This is a genomic window from Cupriavidus oxalaticus (assembly GCF_038900635.1).
GTDB lineage: Bacteria > Pseudomonadota > Gammaproteobacteria > Burkholderiales > Burkholderiaceae > Cupriavidus > Cupriavidus oxalaticus_B.
The window spans coordinates 1-18,913 of sequence record NZ_JAYMRX010000034.1; the positions used below are offsets into that span (position 1 = coordinate 1).

Sequence of the window (18,913 nt, forward strand, 5' to 3'; positions counted from 1 at the left end):
CACGCGCTTGCGCGTGCGGCGATTGCTCAGGTCCAGGCCAAGGTCAGTTTGTTTCATGCGCCCATTGTCGCTGGAAACATTCTTCATGCGTACCCGAAGTCGCATGAGTTTTGAACACCATCCTTAGGCCATTTTGTGGAATATATGCCAACTTGACGCGCATTGCGCCTGCGGTGGCATTGTGACAATCCGTGCCGCCAGTTCCCATTGCCTGTTGCCTGTTGCCTGCCAAGGAGCCGTTCCCATGGGTAGTCGTTTGGCGTTCCACTCACGCACCGTGCGCGTCTCCGGCCCGGGCATACCGAAGATCTTTGGCCAGCCTGCATTGGTGTTTTCCAAGCTGTCGGGCACCGAAGGCATCAACGGCCTGTTCCGGTATGAACTCGAACTGAGGACGCCGGACTCGCGCAACCTGCTGCACGGTCCAGCTGCGGACCTTGACCTGGAGTCCATGCAGGGCAAGGAACTAACCATCGAGATTGAATTGGACGGCAAGGGCCTGGGACTGGATGGAGGCTTTGGCCGTGGCACGCGCGAGATTTCCGGCATCGTCACCGAGATTCACGGCCCGATTCCTGTGGACGACAAGCTTCTGTATCGCGTGACGCTGCGCCCCTGGCTTTATCTGGCCTCACTCAACAAGGACTACCGAATTTTCCAGCGCAAGAATGTGGTGGAAATCGCCCAGGAGGTGCTGTCCGAATATACATTCCCTGTTGAAAACCGCCTAATTGGCGCGGTCGGCCCACAATACCCGATGCGCGAATATCAGGTCCAGTATGGTGAGTCGGACTATCAGTTCGTGCGTCGCATCCTGGCGGAATGGGGAATCTCGTTCTTCTTCGAGCACTCGGATGGCCATCATCGTATGGTCTTGACCGATGGCAACGGCGCGTTTCGCAATTTCACCTCGCCGGCTTACCACGCCATTAGCTGGTATCCCTCGTCGGACAGGATGGACGAGGAACACCTACACCAGTTCGAGGTGATCGACCGCCTCGTCGCGGGCAAGTACACCCATGTCGATTACGACCACGGAAAACCCCGCGCCGATCTCACGGTTTCGTTAGCCGATCCCCGCAAGACGAGCCACGCCGATCAGGAGGTCTACGAATGGCCGGGCGACTACTCCCAGCCCAAAACCGGCAATGATCCCTGGAAGGAAGGTGACATGCTGGGACGCATCCGGATGGAGGCCATTCGCCAGCATGGCTTGCGCGTGCGTGGCGCAGGCAATGTCAGGGCACTGGTACCCGGGTGCAGATTCACCCTGGCCCGCTTCCTGCGAAAGAAGGCAAACCGGGAGTACGTGGTCTATGCCACGCGCTTGCTGATCGAGGACGTGGGCGAACGCGCGGGGGCTGATCGACGCTGGCATTGTGAGGTGGAATTTGAGGCACAGCCCAGTAGCGAACTGCTGCGCCCTGAACTGGTGGAGAAGCCTTCTGTTCATGGCACGCTCATGGCCCGCGTGGTCGGCCCGGATAACCAGGAGATCTGGTGCGACGACATGGGACGGGTCAAGGTGCATTTCCCATGGGACCGCAAAGGACAAGCCAACGAGAACAGCTCTGTCTACCTGCGCACTGCGGAAGCGGCATCGGGCGAGCAGTTCGGCTCGCAGTTCGTGCCGCGCATTGGCCAGGAAGTGATTGTCGGCTTCGTCGGCGGCGATCCGGATCGGCCCTATATCGTTGGACCGGCAAACAACCAGATCAACTCGCCCCCGTGGTCACTGCCGAGCCAACACGCGCTTTCGGGTTATGCCAGCAAAGAACACTACGCACATGGGCGCAACCATTTGCTGTTTGATGACACGCAGGCCCAGCAGCAGGTACAGCTCGCGTCTGACCACAAGAACAGTCTGCTCGCGCTTGGCCATAACGTGCGGGTACCGAATGTCGAAGGCCGCAAGGACAAGCGCGGCGAAGGCTTCGAGCTGCGCACTGACGCGCATGGGGCGGTACGCGCCGCACTTGGCCTGCTCGTCACCACCTTCTCGCGCCTGAGCGCCCAGGGCAACGCTATGAACGTGCGCGATGTCGTGCAATTGCTCGAAAAGGCCCAGGACATCGCCGCCAACCTGGGCGAGAAGGCCGCCGAGGCCAAGGCCCAGGACGGCGAGCAGTCCAACGTCGCCCGCAAACTGGAGGTGCAGGCCGAACAAGTCAAGGGCGGCGGCGAGCTGAAGGAGTTCACCGCTCCGCACCTGGTATCGGCAAGCCCTGCCGGCATCGTATCCACCGCCGCCGGCTCGACCCATATCGCCAGCGGCGGCGACACCGCGCTCACCACTGGGGAACACCTGTCGGTCGCTACTGGCGGCGGCTTCTTTGCCAGCGTGCGCAAGGCCCTGCGCCTGTTCGCCTATGAGGCCGGCATGAAGCTGGTCGCCAACATGGGCGATATCGACCTGCAAGCGCTGAAAGACAATATCAACCTGCTGGCGAAGCTCAAGATCACGCTAACCGCCGACGAAATCACCATTCAGGCGAAGCAGAAGCTGTTACTGGCAGGCGGCGGCAGCTACTTGCGGCTGGACGGCAACATAGAGCATGGCACCAACGGCACGTTCACCGTCCATGCCGCCAGCAAGCTCTTGACGGGGCCGAACAGCATCCCCACGGAACTCGCGACAAGGCAGGTATGCCTGGAGTGCCTGCTAAAGGCCGCCAGGCGCAACACCGGCCTGCTACTGCGCTGACCGGGAGCCGCGATGACTACCGAACGAAACCCTGTCCACATCTATGCGCTTGCCGATGGTGCGCAGCACCCATTGCTCATTGGTGACCTGGTGCGCGAAGCGACGGAGCACCGCAACGTGTTTGCCGGGCTGCCCGAAGAAGATGCCGGCGACGCTTCACTGTTCCTGGCACACATCGCGAATGCCGACGAACCATGGCTTGCCAAGCTCGACGCACTGGACCAGTTGGCACCCTGCATGACACTGCTCTGGAGCCGTGTCGGCATCGACGCGCTCGCCACTCACTTGCGGCAGTTCCTCGTAGCCGATCTCGGCGATGGGCTGAACGTCCTGGTGCGCTATTTCGATCCGCGCAACCTGAGCACGGTCATGGCGCTGTGGGGCGACGACACGACACGCAAGCTGATGGCCCCCATCCGGCAATGGAAGTATCGTGGTCGCGAATCCGAATGGAAGCGTCTGGATGGACCGCCGAACGGGAATGAATTCCAGACGGCACCGGTCGCCATCGCGCTCACTCAGCAGCGGGTCGATGCCTTCGTGGCGCACTGCGAGCCGGACGAAATGCTGGCGGGCCTGATCGAAGACGGGATCGTGCCTGGCGACGGCCTTTACCTGCGACGCTTCCTGGATTTCATTGAGCGTTACAAGCGTTTGGCGGTCTGGCAGCTCACCGAACCCGCCGACCGCGTTGGGTACTGCCAATACTCGTATCGGTATGGCGCCGACTTCGATCAGGACCCCGAGGTGCGCAGTGCACTGGAGCGGCGCATGCGCGACGGCGGCACCTTCAGCGCCCGCATGGCGGAAATCCCGGACTACGTATGGAATCGCGTGCTCGCCAGGCAGGCGGATAAACAGACGGAGAAAAACGATGAGAACCAGTAGCTTGATACCGAAGCGCGCTTCGGTATGGCTTACCACACTGGCGCTGCTCGGGGCGCTTTCGGCTTGCTCGGGCGAGTCTCAGGCGGATTTGTCGGCCCATGCCGCTGGCGGGGGCGGCGAGGAAAAAATCTACGGCGGCGGCACTCGCGGCCTGAACTATTCGTCCGATGCGATCTACAGCTATTACGTCACCGGTCCACGAGGAATGAACGGAGGGGGCGGCAATATGAGCCGCGCCACAAAGGACGGGCCAGGCGAAGCAGGTGAAAGATGCTGCATCGGGATTCCCCAGCCATGGAAACCCAACACGCAACTGCACATTGAGTGGGAGCGCGACCGCAAGCCCTTTGATTACAAGGACAGAAGCGGCCTTGCCGTGCTCACCGCAACGGTCACCGTACCGGAGTACGGACCGCACACATCAGGGTTTTGGGCGATCTTCCTGCCGGGAGATCGTGTGAAAGTCATTGTGGGTGATGGCAATGCGAATGGCAGAAATGACCTCAATATCCGTCCTGTTGACGGTGATCCGTTCATCGCCCAAGGGGTACGTGACGAGACCCTGACCAAGCAGGCACTGAAGAGGTTTCAACAATGAGTGTATTCCGCCTGCCCAATGCCATGCCTGAGACCGGCAAGGGGCGCCTGCCCGAGGGACCGCGCACCTACCCTTCGTGGCGCACTGCGAGCCGGACGAAATGCTGGAGGGCCTGATTGATGACGGCATCGTGCCTGGCGACGGCCCCTACCAGTCACGCTTCCTGGATTTCATTGAGCGTTACAGGCGGGTCGCGGTCTGGGAGCTCACCGAGCCCGCCGACCAGTTGGGTACTGCCAATACTCGTATCGGTATGGCGCCGACTTCGATCAGGGCCCCGAGGTGCGCAGTGCACTGGAGCGGCGCATGCACGACGGCGGCACCTTCAGCGCCCGCATGGCGGAAATCCCGGACTACGTATGGAATCGCGTGCTCGCCAGGCAAGCCGCTCAACAAATGGAGCAGAACGATGCGAACAAGTTGCTTGATGCGGAAGTCCGCCACTTGCTGGCTCACCACACTGGTGTTGCTCGGGGCGCTGGGGGCGCTTTCCGCATGCTCGGGGGAGTCGCGGACTGATCGGTCGGCCAATGCCGCTGGTGGGGCAGGCGAAGAAAAAATCTATGGGGGTGGCGTGCGCGGCCTGAACTACTCGCCGAACTACATCCACAGTTTCCGCGTTTCCGGTCCGCGTGGCATGAATGGCGGCGGCGGCAATATGAACCGGGCCGGCAAGGAGGGACCCGGTGCAGCGGGCGAGCGATGCTGCATCGGCATCCCTCAGCCATGGAAGCCCGATACTAAGTTGGAAATCGAATGGGAGCTAGATCGCTCGCCCTATGACAACGACATTCAAAACGGCTTGGCAGTAATGCGGGCAACGGTCACCGTACCGGAGTATGGTCCGGATACCTATGGCTTCTATGCAATCTTCCTGCCGGGAGATCGTGTCAAGGTGATGGTCAAAGATGGCAATGCGAATGGCCACAATTCCGTCAAAGCCAAGCCTGAGGATAACGATCCCTACGTCGCTCAAGGCGTACGTGACGACGCCTTGACAGAGGAAATGAAGGGGAGATATCGATGAGCGTTTTCCGGCTGCCCAATGCCATGCCTGAGACCGACAAGGGGCGCCTGCCCGAGGGACCGCGCGTCTACGAGAACGGCAAGACCCAGGTAAGCGACCCCCGTGGTTCCTGTGAGCAGACCATCCACATCAATCTGTTCTTCGACGGCACCAACAACAACGACGACGCGAAGACCCCTGCTCGCTGGCGGGACTCGACCCACAAGACCCATACCAACGTGGCACGCCTGTTCAATGCCTGCCCGCCTCGTCCCCTGAAAGGCATCTACAGCTATTACATTGCCGGGGTCGGCACGCCATTCCCTGAGCTGGGCGAGGCGACCTATGACAGTTGGGGGAAGGGCTTTGCCGCGGGCTTTGCCAAGCGCTGCGCGTGGGGCTACACCCGCGTGCTGAACGCCGTGCACGAAGCGATGGTTCCGGGCGACGACAAGGGACTCATCAAGGACGACGAAGCTGCCAGGATTTGCACGAAGCTTGACTGGAATCTCGGCGCTAATTTGCTTACCACCAAGGAGAAGCACCTTGGCAGCCTGCACGACTCGCTGGTTCGCCAGTGCCAGCGCAACCGCCTGGTCAAGAAAGCCTACGTCAACGTGTTCGGCTTCTCGCGTGGCGCGGCAGGTGCGCGGGTGTTCGTCAGCAAGCTGATCAACCATTGGGCCAAGGGCGGGAAGCTTGCGGAAAAGATCGACTATGAAGTCAATTTCATGGGCCTGTTCGATACCGTCGCCTCGGTCGGGCCGCCCGAGTCGTTCCAATCCGCCGTGAATCTCGAATACTTCGACGGGCATTTCTGGGCAGCAGGTGGCGGTACCCTGAACATACCCACCCAGGTTCGGAAATGCGTGCACTTCTTCTCCATGCACGAGCAGCGCATGAGCTTCCCGCTGGATTCCATCCGGAAGGGGCCGAGCTACCCGGCAGATGCGAGCAAGATGCTGGAAGTGCCCTATCCCGGCGTGCATTCTGATGTGGGCGGCAGCTACGCGCCGGGCGACCAGGGCAAGTCGGTCAAGGGCGAGGGTCACCGGCTGGGCAAGATCCCGCTGCACGACATGTACATCGAGGCATTGAAGGCAGGTGTACCACTATACGCCTTGGATGCCAAGGATGAAGAAGGCCGGATGCCTGATCTGGTTAAGGCTGACTTCAGTATCGACCCCGCCGTCGCCAAGGCCTTCAACGACTGGCGCGCCAAGCTGCCGGCCATCGACAGCGTCGAGAAAGCCCTCGAATTTGGCCTGCGCCAGAGCTTGCAGTGGCGCACCCTGCGCGCACGCTGGCACACCGGCACGTATGTGACCAATCAGCAGTTCTATCGCTATTGTGCGGACCCAGCCAGCAAGCGCGAGGACAGCAAGACGCCACAGCAATTGCGCAAGGAGGTTGACAAGGCAAAGAAGGACGATCCCGTCATCCAGAAGCTGGAACAGGACAACATCCAGCTAAAGCTTCAAGTCCATCGACTCAAGGACCGCGCCATGTTTTCCCAATCGACTTCGCAGACGATGGCGGATTTCATCGAGCGCCGCGCACTGGAAGCCAGAATTGCAGCGAACGATGCCGCCATCGCTGAGCGAGAGAAGGAACTGATGGCGCAGTCGCTCGGCAAGAGCCCGGCCGACTGCCGCCCTGGAGAAGGGGCCGACGAACTGGCCACCAATGACCGCACCGACCTGCTGGAGGCTGCGGAGGAATTCCAGTTGCTATTGGGATGCCTGCACCCCGAACTCCAGCCCAGCTTGAATGTGCGGAAGCAACTTTTGGTCAGGCCGGCCTTTTCACCCATCGAGACAGTGGAACAGGTCGCCAATGGTTTCCAATCCCTGGCAATTTCCCGCGCAGAGCGTCCAAGCACGGACTCAAAGTTGCTCGTGTTGGTCGACGGCGATATGTTGACGAAAAGCGCTGCGGTGCGCGGCTATTCGCCCGTGGATGACATATTGGTGGAGCCGGCGCCGGAGATGATTCCATACCTGAAGGCCACGACATCCGCCAAGGCCGTGGACGACTTTGCCTCGCGCGAGAAGGCGGCCATCGAGTTGTTCGACAACTATGTCCACGACAGTCGTGCCTGGTTCCGCGTACCCAACTTCCATGAGTATGCACCGGGCGGCTACGGGTGGGCTCGGACATTCTTTGTCGGCGACGGCAAGGCCGTCCGGCATCTCGGCATGAAGGTGAAAGGCGTGCTGGACACACTGCAGGATACCGCCCGGGCCGTCGAGCGCGAAGTCGATGCCGCCAAAGACAGGGCAATTCGGACAGTTGGTAACGCAGCCGGTCGCGCAGCGGATGCTGTCCGGGGTGCGGTCATCGACCAAGCCACGAAGGCCATCGAGAAAGTCATTCCGTCGGGATTCCCGATGCCGCGACTATGAATGGCATCGTCGTAACGAAACGGCACCTTTCAACTTCCTCCATCCTCGTGCTATCGCAAAATGAAGCTCAATCATTCCGCACAACAACCTTCCTTCGCTTTTGTAGCTGCCTCCTGGGCCGCCCTGCTGGCCGGCTTTCTTGCCTTCCTGGCGGGCTTGTTCAATGCAGGCATGCAACTCAATGAAAAGGGCTATTACTTCACCGTGCTGGTCTATGGCTTATTTGCCGCCGTTTCCGTTCAGAAATCCGTGCGCGACAAACTGGAAGGCATTCCGGTCACAGGCATTTACTACGGTTTGAGTTGGCTGTCCGTGCTGCTGTCGGTGCTGCTGCTGTGCGTGGGACTCTTCAATGCCACGCTGGCCCTGAGCGAGAAGGGCTTCTATGCCATGTCGTTCGCGCTCGCCATGTTCGGTGCCATCGCTGTGCAGAAGAACACCCGCGACCTCCAAGCCGGCAGGCCGATGGCTTTCAACGCCGATGCGACGCGCATTGCCGACGACGGTCCTGGTCAGGTGGACGATGCATGACCGCATCGCCGGACAAGGGCGCCCCCCATCAAGAACACCCGCCAGACGTCCAATGGGGCGCTATCCGAAGAACGCGTGGTGCGGTGAGCGAATACCTTGCCAGCAAGGGCATTGCCAAGGGTCGCCTTGAGGCCTTCGGCAAGGGCGACAGCGACCCGATGACAAACTACACCTCCCCAACCCCCACCACCCGCGCCAGAACATCCGCCGACGCCCGCAACGCCCCACTGTTATCAATCTCCACCAACAAGCATCCATCCGGAACATCGAACGCCTGCCCCGCCCGCACCAGCCGCCGCGCGATCGCGTCTTCTGACTCGCGCCCACGCTGACGCAGGCGCGCAGCCAGCACTTCCGGCTTGACCCGTACATGGATAGCGCAAAGCTTCGGATATCGCGCCACCGCCTGCGGCAGGTACTCCCGCGACCCATTGACGATCACCGTCAGGCCTGCAGCCAGCCACTGCTCGATCTCTACCCCGATGCCATAGTGCAGCCCATGGCTGTGCCAGTTCAGCGCCAGGCATCCAAGCGCCTGGCGGCGCTGGAATTCATCGGGAGTCAGAGCCACCGATGCTTCGTTGGCATCGGCTTCCCGCGTGATATAGCGATGCGCCACCACGACGCGATCGTCGGGACCCAACCGCTCTCTCAGCGCACGCAGCAGCGAATCCTTGCCGCTGCCGGACGGCCCCATTACGTAGAACAGCCCACTGCCGTCAGTCTTGATTCCCGTACTCATGCGTCCAGGTACGCCGCACCGGCGCCATCGTTGATCCTGCCATCGAAGCCATAGTGGCGCCCGACGATAAAGTCGTCGCCAGCCTGCGGCTGTACGAACACGCTGATGCCATCGACATGCAGCGGTGTCTCCAGCAGCTTGCCGCCCTCCGCCGACAGCCGTGCCAGCGCGGCCGCCTCGCTGGCTGCATCGAGCATGCCGGTCAACGTGACGTGGAAGACAAAGGTCTCGAACACGTACGGATAGCCCCAGGCATCGAGCATCCGGCGCTGTGCCGCGCTCAGCTGCTCCGGCCTGCGTCGTGCCAGTTCAGCCGGGGCCGGCGGCGCCCGGAAGCGCTCAAATGCCACCACGCTGGCATCGGCCAAGGCCTGCATCGGCGGTGACGCTTCGGCCAGGCACCATGCAACAAAACCACGCAGCGAGCGCAACGCCAGCGGCGCGTCGAACGCCTCGCGGCCCCGCGCAAAAGCACGGGCGGCGGCGTCGAGCTGCGCGCCGTCGGTGCCCTCGGCAAGCCTGAGCGGCGGCTTCAGCGTGGCATGCAGGCCATAGTGGGCCGGCGCCCGCACCCACTCGGAGGGCGGCGCCGTGAATCCGGACGGCATGGGCATGGCCGCACCGGTATCGGCATCTCGGCCAAGCCACTGGCTGCCGAAGGAACGGAATGGCTCGCCCGGCGCCAGGTAAATCGCGTAACGGTGTGCAAGCATGGTCATGCCGCCAGTGTACCGGCGTCGGCAAGATCGACCAGCGACGGCATCGCCGCGGCATGCTTCAGTTCGCCATTGACGATGGTGGCGCAGACGCGCGGCGCGCCGGGCTGCCTGTCGTCGACCAGGATCGCGTCGGCGCGCAGGCCCGCTGCCAGCGTGCCACGGTCGCGCAGTCCGGCGGCACGCGCGGGATTGCGCGACACGAGGTGCCACGCACCCTGCAGATCGAGCACGCCCAACTGCGCCAGGCGCAGCGCTGCCTGCAGCGGCGCCGGGTAGTAGTAGTCGGAAGCCAGCACCGTGCACAAGCCGGCGGCCACCATCTCGGTTGCATTGGGCGCGCCGGTGTGGCTGGTGCCGCGCACCACGTTGGGCGCGCCGAATACGATGTCGTCGCCCAGCTGGCGTGCCAGCGTGGCGGCGTCGATGGTCAGCGGAAACTCGGCGATACGGCAGCCGCGGCGGTGATAGTGCTGGCGCGTGGCCACGTCCGGGTCGTCATGCGAAGCCACCGGCAGCCCGGCCGCGCGCGCGGCGGCGATCAGGTGCGCCATTGCCTCCGGCACTTCCTGCGCATTGGCGCTGGCCGCACGCAGGCGCCGGCGAAAGGTCTCGACATCGCACTCGGCGCGTTCGGCGTATTGCCGCAGCTTGCCTTCGTCGGCCATGCGGCGCGCCATCATCGGCAAGTGGTCGTTGATGGCGAGCAGGCCAATGCGCCCATCGGCGATCCAGGCCAGCGCGGTATCGACGCCGGCAAGGTGGAATGCCTCGAAGCGCAGATGCACCTTGTGCTCGGCGCCAAGCATGGGGCGCAGCTGGGCGAGCGCGTCGAACATGCGCAGCGCATACGCTTCGCCGCGCAGCCCGCCCTCCCACGAGAGGGTCACGCCATGGAACTCGGTGGTGATGCCGTTTGCCAGCAGCTGCCGGTCCACGTCGAGCAGCGCCCCCGCGTAGGGGAAACTGACGCCCGGGCGCGGCATGACGGCGCGCTCGAAAGCGTCGCCATGGATATCGACGATGCCGGGCAGCACCAGCAGGTCGCCCGCGTCGAGCCATAAGCCGGATGCAGGCGCATGCTGGGCAACAGTGCCATCGCGCCAGCCTATCGTAGCCGGCCCCAGGCCCGCTGCACCAAGCACGCGGCGCCCCGTGATGCCGCTCAGCTGCGGCGCTTGGGAAGGAATGATCGTATGCATGGACCGGACGTTAGCGCCGGCAAATGACAAGCAGATGTCTAGACCAATGCGCGCGGCGTCCGTGCAACGTCAGTCGCTGTCCGAAACCGTCAGCTGCACCCAATCCCCCGCAAAGCGGGTCACGCTGTACTGCACCGGCACGCCGTCAATATCGACGTTGAGCGCCTCCACCTGCAGTACCGGGCGCGTCTTGGGCTGGTTCAGCAGCCGTGCCACCGGCGCGCTCGGCATCGCGGCGGTAATGCGCGACCACTTGCGGGTGTAGTCCGCGATGCCGAACTGCGCGAGCGCGCGCGACACCGACTGCTGTGCGCGCAACACTTCGTCGATGCCGGGAAAGCGCTTCGGATCGAAATAGTGCTCGGCAACGTCGATGGTGCGAGCCTCGGCCCGTCCGAGCATCTGCACGTGCAGCACCGGCGCAGTGCGCGCCAGGCCCAGGTGGCGTGCGATCTCCGGCGCGCGCAGTTCCTGGCAGCCAATGATCTCCGTATGCCCGCGCATGCCTTGCGCGGCCAGGTTCTGCGAAAAGCGCGTGCGCCGCCCGATCGCGTAGTCGATCGCATGCTCCTGCACGAAGGTGCCGCGGCCCTGCTCGATGCGCACCAGTCCGCTCAGCTCCAGTTCGCCCATGGCGCGCCGGATGGTGTGCCGGTTCACGGCAAAGCGCGTCGCCAGCTCCGGCTCCGGCGGCAGCTGCTCGCCGGGCTGGTACAGCTTGTTGCGGATGTCCTCCGCCAGCGCCTCGCCGATCTGGCGCCACACCGCCACGCCGGAACCCCGTTCTACTTCCCGATCAGACATCCTGCCCTCTTGTCATCAAGCGTTCATTGTTGCCATGCGATTGTGCCCGAGTTATGCCGGCATGGCACGGAGCCCGAGTAATACCGGGCAGCGTCACGAAACGTTCATCTGCCTGTGGTCTAGTAGCGGCGTGTTCACGTTGTGACATCTAAACGTATAGACGTATAGGGGTGATGATGCAAAGCGAAACCGCCGGTCCGGCAATGACCGATACGAACCCGGCCCGCGCTGCGTGGCTGCGGGTATTGGCGATGGCGCCAACCGAGGCGCTCGATGCTGCCTATGCCCGGCTGGGCCAGGCAGCGGCCCTGCCCGCGTGGCGCCTGCTGCGCAAGCCGGAATCCGGCATGGCGATGGTGCGCGCGCGTGCCGGCGGCACCGGAGCGCAGTTCAACCTCGGCGAAATCACGGTCACGCGCTGCGCCATCGTGCTGGAAGACGGCGCTGCCGGCGGCACGGTAGGCGTCGCCTATGTGCAGGGCCGCAGCACGCAGCACGCGCAGCAGGCGGCGGTGCTGGACGCGCTGCTGCAGCGCCCGGCCTGGCACCAGCGCGTGCACGACGCCGTGCTGGCGCCGCTTGCCGATGCCCATGCCGCACGCGCGGCCCAGCAGGCCGCTACCGCCGCGCAGACGCGCGTGGAGTTCTTCACCATGGTCCGGGGAGAGGACTGACATGATTTCCACCAAGACATCCGCCACCCCGATGCTGTCCGCCGCCACTTCGCTGGTGCCGGGCTTCGACAATCCGGTCGACGACGCCCAGCAGGTGTTCCGCGCCACGCTGCACGCCTTTGCCCATCCCGGACAAGTCCAGTCCCTGCCGGCGACCACCGGCCTGCCTGACGGCCTGTCGCCGGCGCTTGCCGCGCTGCTGCTGACGCTGGCCGATCCCGACACCCCGGTTTGGCTGCCTGCGGGCGTGCCAGCCGCCGCGCGCGCTTTCCTGCGCTTCCACTGCGGCTGCCCGCTGACCGACGACCTCCGCGCCGCCACCTTTGTGTGCGTGCCCGCCGGCCACGCCATGCCGGCACTGGCCGAGTGCGCGCAAGGCGAGCCCGCGTTCCCGGATCGTTCGGCCACGCTGCTGGTGGAAGCCGCCTCGCTCGACGACGGCGAAATCTTCACGCTGCGCGGTCCCGGTATCGAACACACCCAGACACTGCGCGTGGCCGGCCTGCCGGCCGACTTCCGCGGCGCCTGGCGCGCCAACAACGCCGGCTTTCCGCTGGGCGTCGACCTGCTGCTCGCCAGCGGCGACCGGTTCTGCGCGCTGACGCGCACCACGCAGATGGAGGCCTGACATGTATGTAGCCGTCAAAGGTGGCGAACGCGCCATCCTGAATTCCTATCAGATGCTCGACGCCTACCGCCGCGGCGACACGGCGCTGCCCGAGCTGACGCTGGCGCAGATCCGCGAGCAGATGCCGCTGGCCGTGTCGCGCGTGATGGCCGAGGGCTCGCTGTACGACCCGCACCTGGCCGCGCTGGCGCTGAAGCAGGCCGCCGGCGACCAGATCGAGGCAGTGTTCCTGCTGCGCGCGTACCGGACCACGCTGGCGCGTTTTGGCTATACCGTGCCGGTCGACACCGGCGCGATGCGCCTGCAGCGCCGGATTTCGTCGACGTTCAAGGACGTCCCCGGCGGGCAGGTTCTAGGGCCGACCTACGACTACACGCAGCGCCTGCTGGACTTTTCGCTCGAAGCCGGCCGCGATCCTGCACCGCTGCCGCCTTCGGCCGAGCCGCTGCCCGCCACCATGCCACGCGTGACCGGCCTGCTGGAGGCGGAGCAACTGGTCGAAGCCGACGAGATCCCCGCCGGCGACCCCGCCCCGCCCGACCTGACGCGAGAGCCGCTGACCTTTCCGGCCAGCCGCGCCGCGCGCCTGCAGAACCTGGCGCGCGCCGATGAAGGCTTCCTGCTGTCGATGGGCTATTCGACGCAGCGCGGCTATGGCAACTCGCATCCGTTCGCGGCGGAGATCCGCTATGGCAGCGCCGAGGTCGAGCTGTTCGTCGAAGAACTCGGCTTCGCCGTGACGATCGGCGAAATCGAGCTGACCGAATGCCAGATGGTCAGCCAGTTCACCGGCAACGCCGAGGAAGCGCCGCGCTTCACGCGTGGCTACGGCCTGGTGTTTGGCTACAACGAGCGCAAGGCCATGTCGATGGCGCTGACCGACCGCGCCATGCGCGCCGCCGAACTGGGCGAGGCCGCCGACGCCCCGGCCAACGATATCGAATTCATGCTGTACCACAGCGACAACGTCGAGGCCTCCGGCTTCGTGCAGCACCTGAAGCTGCCGCACTACGTGGACTTCCAGGCCAACCTGGAACTGCTGCGCCGCCTGCGCGGCGAACAGGAAGGCACGAACGCCGCCGCGGCGCCCACCGGGTCGCAACCCGCATCGCATCCACAGTCCCAGCCGCAAGAGGAGACGCTGGCATGACCGCAGCGAACGCATCCGCCGCCACGGGCATCGCCCGCGACGAGCACTACAACTTCGGTTACCTCGACGAATCGACCAAGCGCATGCTGCGCCGCGCGCTGCTCAAGGCCGTGGCGATCCCCGGCTACCAGGTCCCGTTCGGCAGCCGCGAAATGCCGCTGCCGTATGGCTGGGGCACGGGTGGCATCCAGGTCACCGCCGCCATCATCGGCAAGCCCGACATGCTCAAGGTGATCGACCAGGGTTCCGACGACACCACCAACGCCATCAATATCCGCCGCTTCTTCGGCCGCGTGACCGGCGTGCAGACCACCGAGCGCACCAGCGAGGCGTCCATTATCCAGACCCGCCACCGCATTCCGGAAACGCCGCTGCGCGCGGGCCAGACCATGGTGTTCCAGGTGCCGATCCCCGAGCCGCTGCGCTGGCTGGAGCCGAGCGAGACCGAGACCCGCACCATGCACGCGCTGTCGGAGTATGGCGCGATGCACGTGAAGCTCTATGAAGACATTGCCCATCACGGGCATATCGCCACCACCTACGACTATCCCGTGATCGTCAACCAGCGCTACATGATGCGGCCCTCGCCGATTCCCAAGTTCGACAACCCCAAGCTCGACCGCAGCCCCGCGCTGATGCTGTTCGGCGCCGGGCGCGAGAAGCGCGTCTATGCCGTGCCGCCGTACACCTCGGTAAAGAGCCTGGATTTCGCCGACCATCCGTTCACGGTCGAGAAATGGACAAGCTGCTGCGCGCAATGCGGCGCCACCGACAGCTACCTGGACGAGATCATCACCGACGATGCGGGCACGCGCATGTTCGTCTGCTCCGACACCGAGTACTGCGCCGACCGCCAGGCCGGGCAAGCGGTCAAGCATGCCGCGGGAGGTGCACGATGAGCACGACCCCGCTGCTGTCGGTGCGCAACCTGACGCGCACCTGGGACGGCCTGCATGGCTGCCATGACGTCAGCTTCGACCTCTATCCCGGCGAAGTGCTGTGCGTGGTCGGCGAATCCGGCTCGGGCAAGAGCACGCTGCTGCAGGCTTTGTCGATGCAGGCGCCGCCACAGCGCGGCAGCGTCAGCTACGACATGCGCGAATCCGGCCTGACCGACCTGGCCACGCTGTCGAGCGCACGCATGCGGCTGCTGGCACGCACCGACTGGGGCTTCGTGCGCCAGCATGCCCGCGACGGCCTGCGCATGCAGGTCAGCGCCGGCGCCAATATCGCCGAGCGCTTGATGGCGGTGGGCGAGCGCCACTACGGCAACCTGCGCGAAGTCGCCGGAAGCTGGCTGGAGAAAATGGAGATCGACCTGGCCCGCCTCGACGATGTCCCCGGCACGTTCTCCGGCGGCATGCAGCAGCGCCTGCAGATCGCGCGCAACCTGGTCACGCATCCGCGGCTGGTATTCATGGACGAGCCCACCGCGTCGCTCGACGTCTCGGTGCAGGCGCGCCTGCTCGACCTGCTGCGCCGGCTGGTGTCCGATCTCGGCCTGGCCGCCGTGCTGGTCACGCACGACCTCGCCGTCGCGCGCCTGCTGGCGCACCGCACGCTGGTGATGCAGGGCGGCCGCGTGGTCGAGCAGGGCCTGACCGACCAGATCCTCGACGACCCGCAGCACCCCTACACGCAGCTGCTGGTCTCTTCCATCCTGCAAGGCTGACGACAATGCAAGCAGACAATGCACAGAAACTGGTCGAGGTGCGCGGCCTCGGCAAGATGTTTACGCTGCACAACCAGGGCGGCATCCGCCTGCCGGTGCTGAACGCGATCGATTTCGACGCCGCGCGCGGCGAATGCCTGGTGCTGTCGGGCCCTTCCGGCACCGGCAAAAGCACGCTGCTGCGCTGCCTCTACGGCAATTACCTGGCCACCGAAGGCAGCATCCGCCTGCGCGACACCAGCGCCGACGGCGAGCCGTGGGTCGAGCTGAACAGCGCCCCCGAACAGCGCGTGCTGAAGCTGCGCCGCGACGTGATCGGCTACGTCAGCCAGTTCCTGCGCGCGATCCCGCGCGTGTCGGCGCTGGACGTGGTGGCCGATCCGCTGCAACAGCGCGGCACCAGCCATGAAGAAGCGCGCGAGCGCGCCGAGGTGCTGCTGGAACGGCTCAACCTGCCGCGCCGGCTGTGGGAACTGCCACCGGCCACGTTCTCCGGCGGCGAGCAGCAGCGCGTCAACATCGCGCGCGGCCTGATCGGCGGGCACCCCATCCTGCTACTCGACGAGCCGACGGCCTCGCTCGATGCCGACAACCGCGCGGTCGTGGTCGAGCTGATCCGCGAAGCACTGGCCGACGGCCGCGCGCTGATCGGCATCTTCCACGACGAGGCGGTACGCGACGCCGTGGCCACGCGCCTGCTGCCGCTGCAGCCCGCCGCCGCCCTTGCCCCCAACTGCCAGTAACTGTCCAGAACAACGGAGCCGGACATGACCGCAACCTACCTGACGCACGCCACCCTGGTACTGCCCGACCGCATGCTGCACGACAGCGCACTGCTGATCGAGGACGGCCATATCGCCGCCATCGAACCGGCTGCCGCGCCTGCGAGCGCCGACGTGATCGACCTGCGCGGCCACACCGTGATGCCCGGGCTGATCGACGTACATTGCGATGCCATCGAGAAAGAGGTGGAACCGCGCGCCAACGTGCTGTTCCCGCTGGATTTCGCCGTGGCACAAGTCGATCGCCGCAACGCCGCAGCCGGCATCACCACGCCGTACCACGCGCTCTCCTTTGCCGGCAACCACTTCGGCGTGCGCAACGTCGACACCGCGGCCACGCTGGTGCGCACCGTGGCCGCGTTCCGCAGCCATAGCCTGGTCGACAACCGCATCCATTGCCGCTATGAAGTGACCGATTCCAGCGCCGTGCCGGTGCTGGAAATGCTGATGGCCGAGGGTATTGTCGACCTGCTGTCAGTAATGGACCACTCGCCTGGCCAGGGTCAGTTCAAGACGCTGGACGCCTACCTCGCCTACATGATGGGCAACCATGGCATGACCCGCGAGGAAGCCGCCGACGCCGCCGACAAGAAAGCTGCCGCGCTGGACGGCGCGCATGAACGCGTCAACCGGCTGGTGGCGCAGGCGCACCGCCTCGGCATTCCCACAGCCAGTCATGACGACGATTCGCCGCAGCGCATCGCCGCCATGCAGGCGCTGGGCGTGCGCATGAGCGAATTCCCGATCAACCTGGAAACCGCGCAAGCCGCGTGCGCGCAGGCACTGCCGACCATCCTGGGCGCGCCCAACGTGCTGCGCGGCAAGAGCCAGAGCGGGTCCATGCGCGCGATCGACGCCATCCACGCCGGCGTCGGCACTATCCTGTGCTCGGACTACCAGCCGTCAACGCTGATCGCCGCGGCTTATGCCGCCGCACGGCAGGCCGAACTGCCGCTGAACGAAGCGCTGGCGCTGGTGACGGCAAACCCCGCGGAAGCTTGCCTGCTGCGCGACCGGGGCCGGCTGGCGCCGGGGCTGCGTGCCGACGTGATCGCCGTGGCCAGCGTGGCCGGCCAGCCGATGGTCACCCATACGTGGTCGGGGGGGCGGATGGTGTTTGCTGCGGGGTACCGTTGCGGCCAGCCCGGGACTACGGAAACGTCCCGGCGGCAGGAAATGCATGCGCTGGCCTGACCATCCGCGCGGCATGCGTTCATGGGCTGGCCTCGCCCATCCACGTCCATACAACCTGTGCTTCATCTGACGGCGAAAGCCCGAAGCTGATCATCGGCGTGCCTGCCTGGCGCACCACGCCGGGCTTGCCGGCCACCCGCGCCGCCATGGGGTGGCCGGACGGCAGCGACGCACGCCACATGCCTGACAGCGGCGCGATCTGCCCCGATCGCACCGTGACAGGCTTGCCAGTCTGCGTCGGCGGCGCATTGACGCGGAAACGCAGCCCGCTGAGGAGCCTGTCCCACAGGGCCACGGCCTCATCATCGCTCAGCGACGCCTGGTCCGCCGCGCCGATGCGGTTGGCTGCCACCTTGGTGTACATCTTTGCGCCGATGGACGACGGATGCAGGGTGGTGCGCTCCTTGCCGACGGCTTCCCACTCGAAATCGTGGGTGCCGTCTGCGCGGCGGACCAGGGATTCCTCCCCTTGCCAGACGCCCACGATGCGCTTGCCTTCGCGCAAAGTGGTCAACTTCGGGTAGAGCTCGCCGAGGTCCGCCTTCTGTGCGGCAATGGAAGCGAGCAACCCTTCGCCATTTGCACCATCCACGCTCGCCAGCTTGTTGGAGTCGACCGAAAAGCTGACGTCCGGCAGGCTTGGGATTGCGATGCCTGCGCCCATGATTTCCTGGTGTACGCCGCTGCTGTCCGCGATGAAGCCGTGGTCGATGCAAACACCGGGATCGCTGGGAATTTCAGTGTTGTCGCGGGCGCGCAGGCCACGAACCAGCGGTGCAATTTCTTCTCCGCCGTAGAACCATTCGTACAAATGATTGCCCGCGGAAGCAAAGGTGTGCGCCCCCTCAAGGTCGTATTTCACAGAAAGGTCGTCTTCGTAGTAGCGGATTTCCATGCTTCCTGCTTTGGCACTTGGACCGAAATAGGTAACCTTCGCTGTGTCATCTTTGTCCAGCATCATTTTGCGATAGGCCTCCGCCATTTCAGTCAAGCGGTCTGCTGCCGCGACGTGCGTCACAATCTTGCCGGGGAAGTCTTGCGGTCCAAATATCAATTTGGCTTCGGTTGGCACTTCGAGGACATATCGTCCGAAGCAAACCTGTCGGGTCTTGGCAAACAGAGCTTGCAGACGTGCTGATAGTTCAACTTCGTTCGGCACACCGTTCTCCTTGTATGAGTATGGTTGACAAGCAACCAACAGCAGACATGCCAGCATT

Annotated in this window: 18 protein-coding genes; 13 read left to right on the forward strand and 5 right to left on the reverse strand. The window is 64.6% G+C overall.

Features of this window, described 5'->3' with window-relative positions:
• The first annotated feature begins 244 nt into the window (after positions 1–244).
• From VSR71_RS31900 to yiaA, 6 genes are all read left to right on the forward strand, one after another.
• Positions 245–2,704, forward strand: coding sequence for a type VI secretion system Vgr family protein (locus VSR71_RS31900; RefSeq protein WP_342917556.1), 2,460 nt, complete (start codon positions 245–247; stop codon positions 2,702–2,704).
• 12 nt (positions 2,705–2,716) lie between these two features.
• Positions 2,717–3,592: a DUF4123 domain-containing protein gene (locus VSR71_RS31905; protein WP_342917557.1), complete on the forward strand. Its 876-nt coding sequence runs from the start codon at positions 2,717–2,719 to the stop codon at positions 3,590–3,592.
• A complete protein-coding gene (locus VSR71_RS31910; RefSeq protein ID WP_342917558.1) occupies positions 3,579–4,190 on the forward strand; it encodes a DUF3304 domain-containing protein in 612 nt (203 codons plus the stop codon). Before VSR71_RS31905 ends, VSR71_RS31910 begins: the two co-directional genes overlap by 14 nt.
• 100 nt (positions 4,191–4,290) lie before the next feature.
• Entirely contained in the window at positions 4,291–5,217 is a 927-nt protein-coding gene (locus tag VSR71_RS31915; protein ID WP_342917559.1) for a DUF3304 domain-containing protein, read from the forward strand.
• Entirely contained in the window at positions 5,214–7,601 is a 2,388-nt protein-coding gene (locus VSR71_RS31920; RefSeq protein ID WP_342917560.1) for a DUF2235 domain-containing protein, read from the forward strand. Before VSR71_RS31915 ends, VSR71_RS31920 begins: the two co-directional genes overlap by 4 nt.
• 60 nt (positions 7,602–7,661) lie before the next feature.
• A complete protein-coding gene (yiaA, locus tag VSR71_RS31925) occupies positions 7,662–8,132 on the forward strand; it encodes an inner membrane protein YiaA (RefSeq protein ID WP_342917561.1) in 471 nt (156 codons plus the stop codon).
• Between the two features lie 166 nt (positions 8,133–8,298).
• Here the strand turns inward: yiaA and phnN are convergent, their stop codons facing one another.
• From phnN to phnF, 4 genes are all read right to left on the reverse strand, one after another.
• Positions 8,299–8,874 carry a phosphonate metabolism protein/1,5-bisphosphokinase (PRPP-forming) PhnN gene (phnN, locus tag VSR71_RS31930; protein WP_342917562.1) on the reverse strand — a complete coding sequence of 192 codons (576 nt, stop codon included), beginning with the start codon at positions 8,872–8,874 and terminating at the stop codon, positions 8,299–8,301.
• Positions 8,871–9,593, reverse strand: coding sequence for a DUF1045 domain-containing protein (locus tag VSR71_RS31935; RefSeq protein ID WP_342917563.1), 723 nt, complete (start codon positions 9,591–9,593; stop codon positions 8,871–8,873). The genes phnN and VSR71_RS31935 overlap by 4 nt, the downstream gene beginning before the upstream one ends.
• Positions 9,590–10,792: an alpha-D-ribose 1-methylphosphonate 5-triphosphate diphosphatase gene (locus VSR71_RS31940; protein WP_342917564.1), complete on the reverse strand. Its 1,203-nt coding sequence runs from the start codon at positions 10,790–10,792 to the stop codon at positions 9,590–9,592. The genes VSR71_RS31935 and VSR71_RS31940 overlap by 4 nt, the downstream gene beginning before the upstream one ends.
• A 69-nt stretch (positions 10,793–10,861) precedes the next feature.
• Positions 10,862–11,596: a phosphonate metabolism transcriptional regulator PhnF gene (gene phnF / locus VSR71_RS31945; RefSeq protein ID WP_342917565.1), complete on the reverse strand. Its 735-nt coding sequence runs from the start codon at positions 11,594–11,596 to the stop codon at positions 10,862–10,864.
• Between the two features lie 173 nt (positions 11,597–11,769).
• Here phnF and phnG point away from each other — a divergent pair, with 173 nt between their 5' ends.
• Genes phnG through VSR71_RS31980 form a run of 7 tightly spaced genes read left to right on the forward strand, consistent with a single transcriptional unit; the run spans position 11,770 to position 17,696 of the window.
• The gene (phnG, locus tag VSR71_RS31950; RefSeq protein WP_342917566.1) at positions 11,770–12,270 is read left to right on the forward strand and encodes a phosphonate C-P lyase system protein PhnG; all 501 of its coding nucleotides are present in this window, start codon (positions 11,770–11,772) and stop codon (positions 12,268–12,270) included.
• Between the two features lies 1 nt (position 12,271).
• On the forward strand, positions 12,272–12,898 hold the full coding sequence (gene phnH / locus VSR71_RS31955) for a phosphonate C-P lyase system protein PhnH (protein ID WP_342917567.1): 627 nt from the start codon (positions 12,272–12,274) through the stop codon (positions 12,896–12,898).
• Position 12,899: 1 nt separating this feature from the next.
• A complete protein-coding gene (locus VSR71_RS31960) occupies positions 12,900–14,048 on the forward strand; it encodes a carbon-phosphorus lyase complex subunit PhnI (RefSeq protein ID WP_342917568.1) in 1,149 nt (382 codons plus the stop codon).
• Positions 14,045–14,947: an alpha-D-ribose 1-methylphosphonate 5-phosphate C-P-lyase PhnJ gene (locus tag VSR71_RS31965; RefSeq protein WP_342917569.1), complete on the forward strand. Its 903-nt coding sequence runs from the start codon at positions 14,045–14,047 to the stop codon at positions 14,945–14,947. The genes VSR71_RS31960 and VSR71_RS31965 overlap by 4 nt, the downstream gene beginning before the upstream one ends.
• Entirely contained in the window at positions 14,944–15,720 is a 777-nt protein-coding gene (gene phnK, locus VSR71_RS31970; protein WP_209776013.1) for a phosphonate C-P lyase system protein PhnK, read from the forward strand. The genes VSR71_RS31965 and phnK overlap by 4 nt, the downstream gene beginning before the upstream one ends.
• A 5-nt stretch (positions 15,721–15,725) precedes the next feature.
• A complete protein-coding gene (gene phnL / locus VSR71_RS31975; RefSeq protein WP_342917570.1) occupies positions 15,726–16,463 on the forward strand; it encodes a phosphonate C-P lyase system protein PhnL in 738 nt (245 codons plus the stop codon).
• 24 nt (positions 16,464–16,487) lie between these two features.
• Entirely contained in the window at positions 16,488–17,696 is a 1,209-nt protein-coding gene (locus VSR71_RS31980) for an alpha-D-ribose 1-methylphosphonate 5-triphosphate diphosphatase (RefSeq protein WP_342917571.1), read from the forward strand.
• A gap of 19 nt (positions 17,697–17,715) precedes the next feature.
• On the opposite strand, the gene VSR71_RS31985 is transcribed toward VSR71_RS31980, so the two are convergent.
• Complete coding sequence (locus VSR71_RS31985) at positions 17,716–18,855, reverse strand: T6SS immunity protein Tli4 family protein (protein ID WP_342917572.1); 1,140 nt, start codon at positions 18,853–18,855, stop codon at positions 17,716–17,718.
• Positions 18,856–18,913 lie beyond the last annotated feature (58 nt).

Excerpts from the sequence above, each read along its gene's own strand:
- phnH (WP_342917567.1), top strand. The coding sequence starts at position 12,272 with ATGATTTCCACCAAGACATCCGCCACCCCGATGCTGTCCGCCGCCACT.
- VSR71_RS31965 (WP_342917569.1), top strand. The coding sequence starts at position 14,045 with ATGACCGCAGCGAACGCATCCGCCGCCACGGGCATCGCCCGCGACGAG.
- phnF (WP_342917565.1), bottom strand. The coding sequence starts at position 11,596 with ATGTCTGATCGGGAAGTAGAACGGGGTTCCGGCGTGGCGGTGTGGCGC.
- VSR71_RS31915 (WP_342917559.1), top strand. The coding sequence starts at position 4,291 with ATGCTGGAGGGCCTGATTGATGACGGCATCGTGCCTGGCGACGGCCCC.
- VSR71_RS31910 (WP_342917558.1), top strand. The coding sequence starts at position 3,579 with ATGAGAACCAGTAGCTTGATACCGAAGCGCGCTTCGGTATGGCTTACC.
- VSR71_RS31900 (WP_342917556.1), top strand. The coding sequence starts at position 245 with ATGGGTAGTCGTTTGGCGTTCCACTCACGCACCGTGCGCGTCTCCGGC.
- VSR71_RS31980 (WP_342917571.1), top strand. The coding sequence starts at position 16,488 with ATGACCGCAACCTACCTGACGCACGCCACCCTGGTACTGCCCGACCGC.
- phnL (WP_342917570.1), top strand. The coding sequence starts at position 15,726 with ATGCAAGCAGACAATGCACAGAAACTGGTCGAGGTGCGCGGCCTCGGC.
- phnG (WP_342917566.1), top strand. The coding sequence starts at position 11,770 with ATGATGCAAAGCGAAACCGCCGGTCCGGCAATGACCGATACGAACCCG.
- VSR71_RS31940 (WP_342917564.1), bottom strand. The coding sequence starts at position 10,792 with ATGCATACGATCATTCCTTCCCAAGCGCCGCAGCTGAGCGGCATCACG.
- phnK (WP_209776013.1), top strand. The coding sequence starts at position 14,944 with ATGAGCACGACCCCGCTGCTGTCGGTGCGCAACCTGACGCGCACCTGG.
- phnN (WP_342917562.1), bottom strand. The coding sequence starts at position 8,874 with ATGAGTACGGGAATCAAGACTGACGGCAGTGGGCTGTTCTACGTAATG.
- VSR71_RS31905 (WP_342917557.1), top strand. The coding sequence starts at position 2,717 with ATGACTACCGAACGAAACCCTGTCCACATCTATGCGCTTGCCGATGGT.
- yiaA (WP_342917561.1), top strand. The coding sequence starts at position 7,662 with ATGAAGCTCAATCATTCCGCACAACAACCTTCCTTCGCTTTTGTAGCT.
- VSR71_RS31935 (WP_342917563.1), bottom strand. The coding sequence starts at position 9,593 with ATGACCATGCTTGCACACCGTTACGCGATTTACCTGGCGCCGGGCGAG.
- VSR71_RS31920 (WP_342917560.1), top strand. The coding sequence starts at position 5,214 with ATGAGCGTTTTCCGGCTGCCCAATGCCATGCCTGAGACCGACAAGGGG.
- VSR71_RS31960 (WP_342917568.1), top strand. The coding sequence starts at position 12,900 with ATGTATGTAGCCGTCAAAGGTGGCGAACGCGCCATCCTGAATTCCTAT.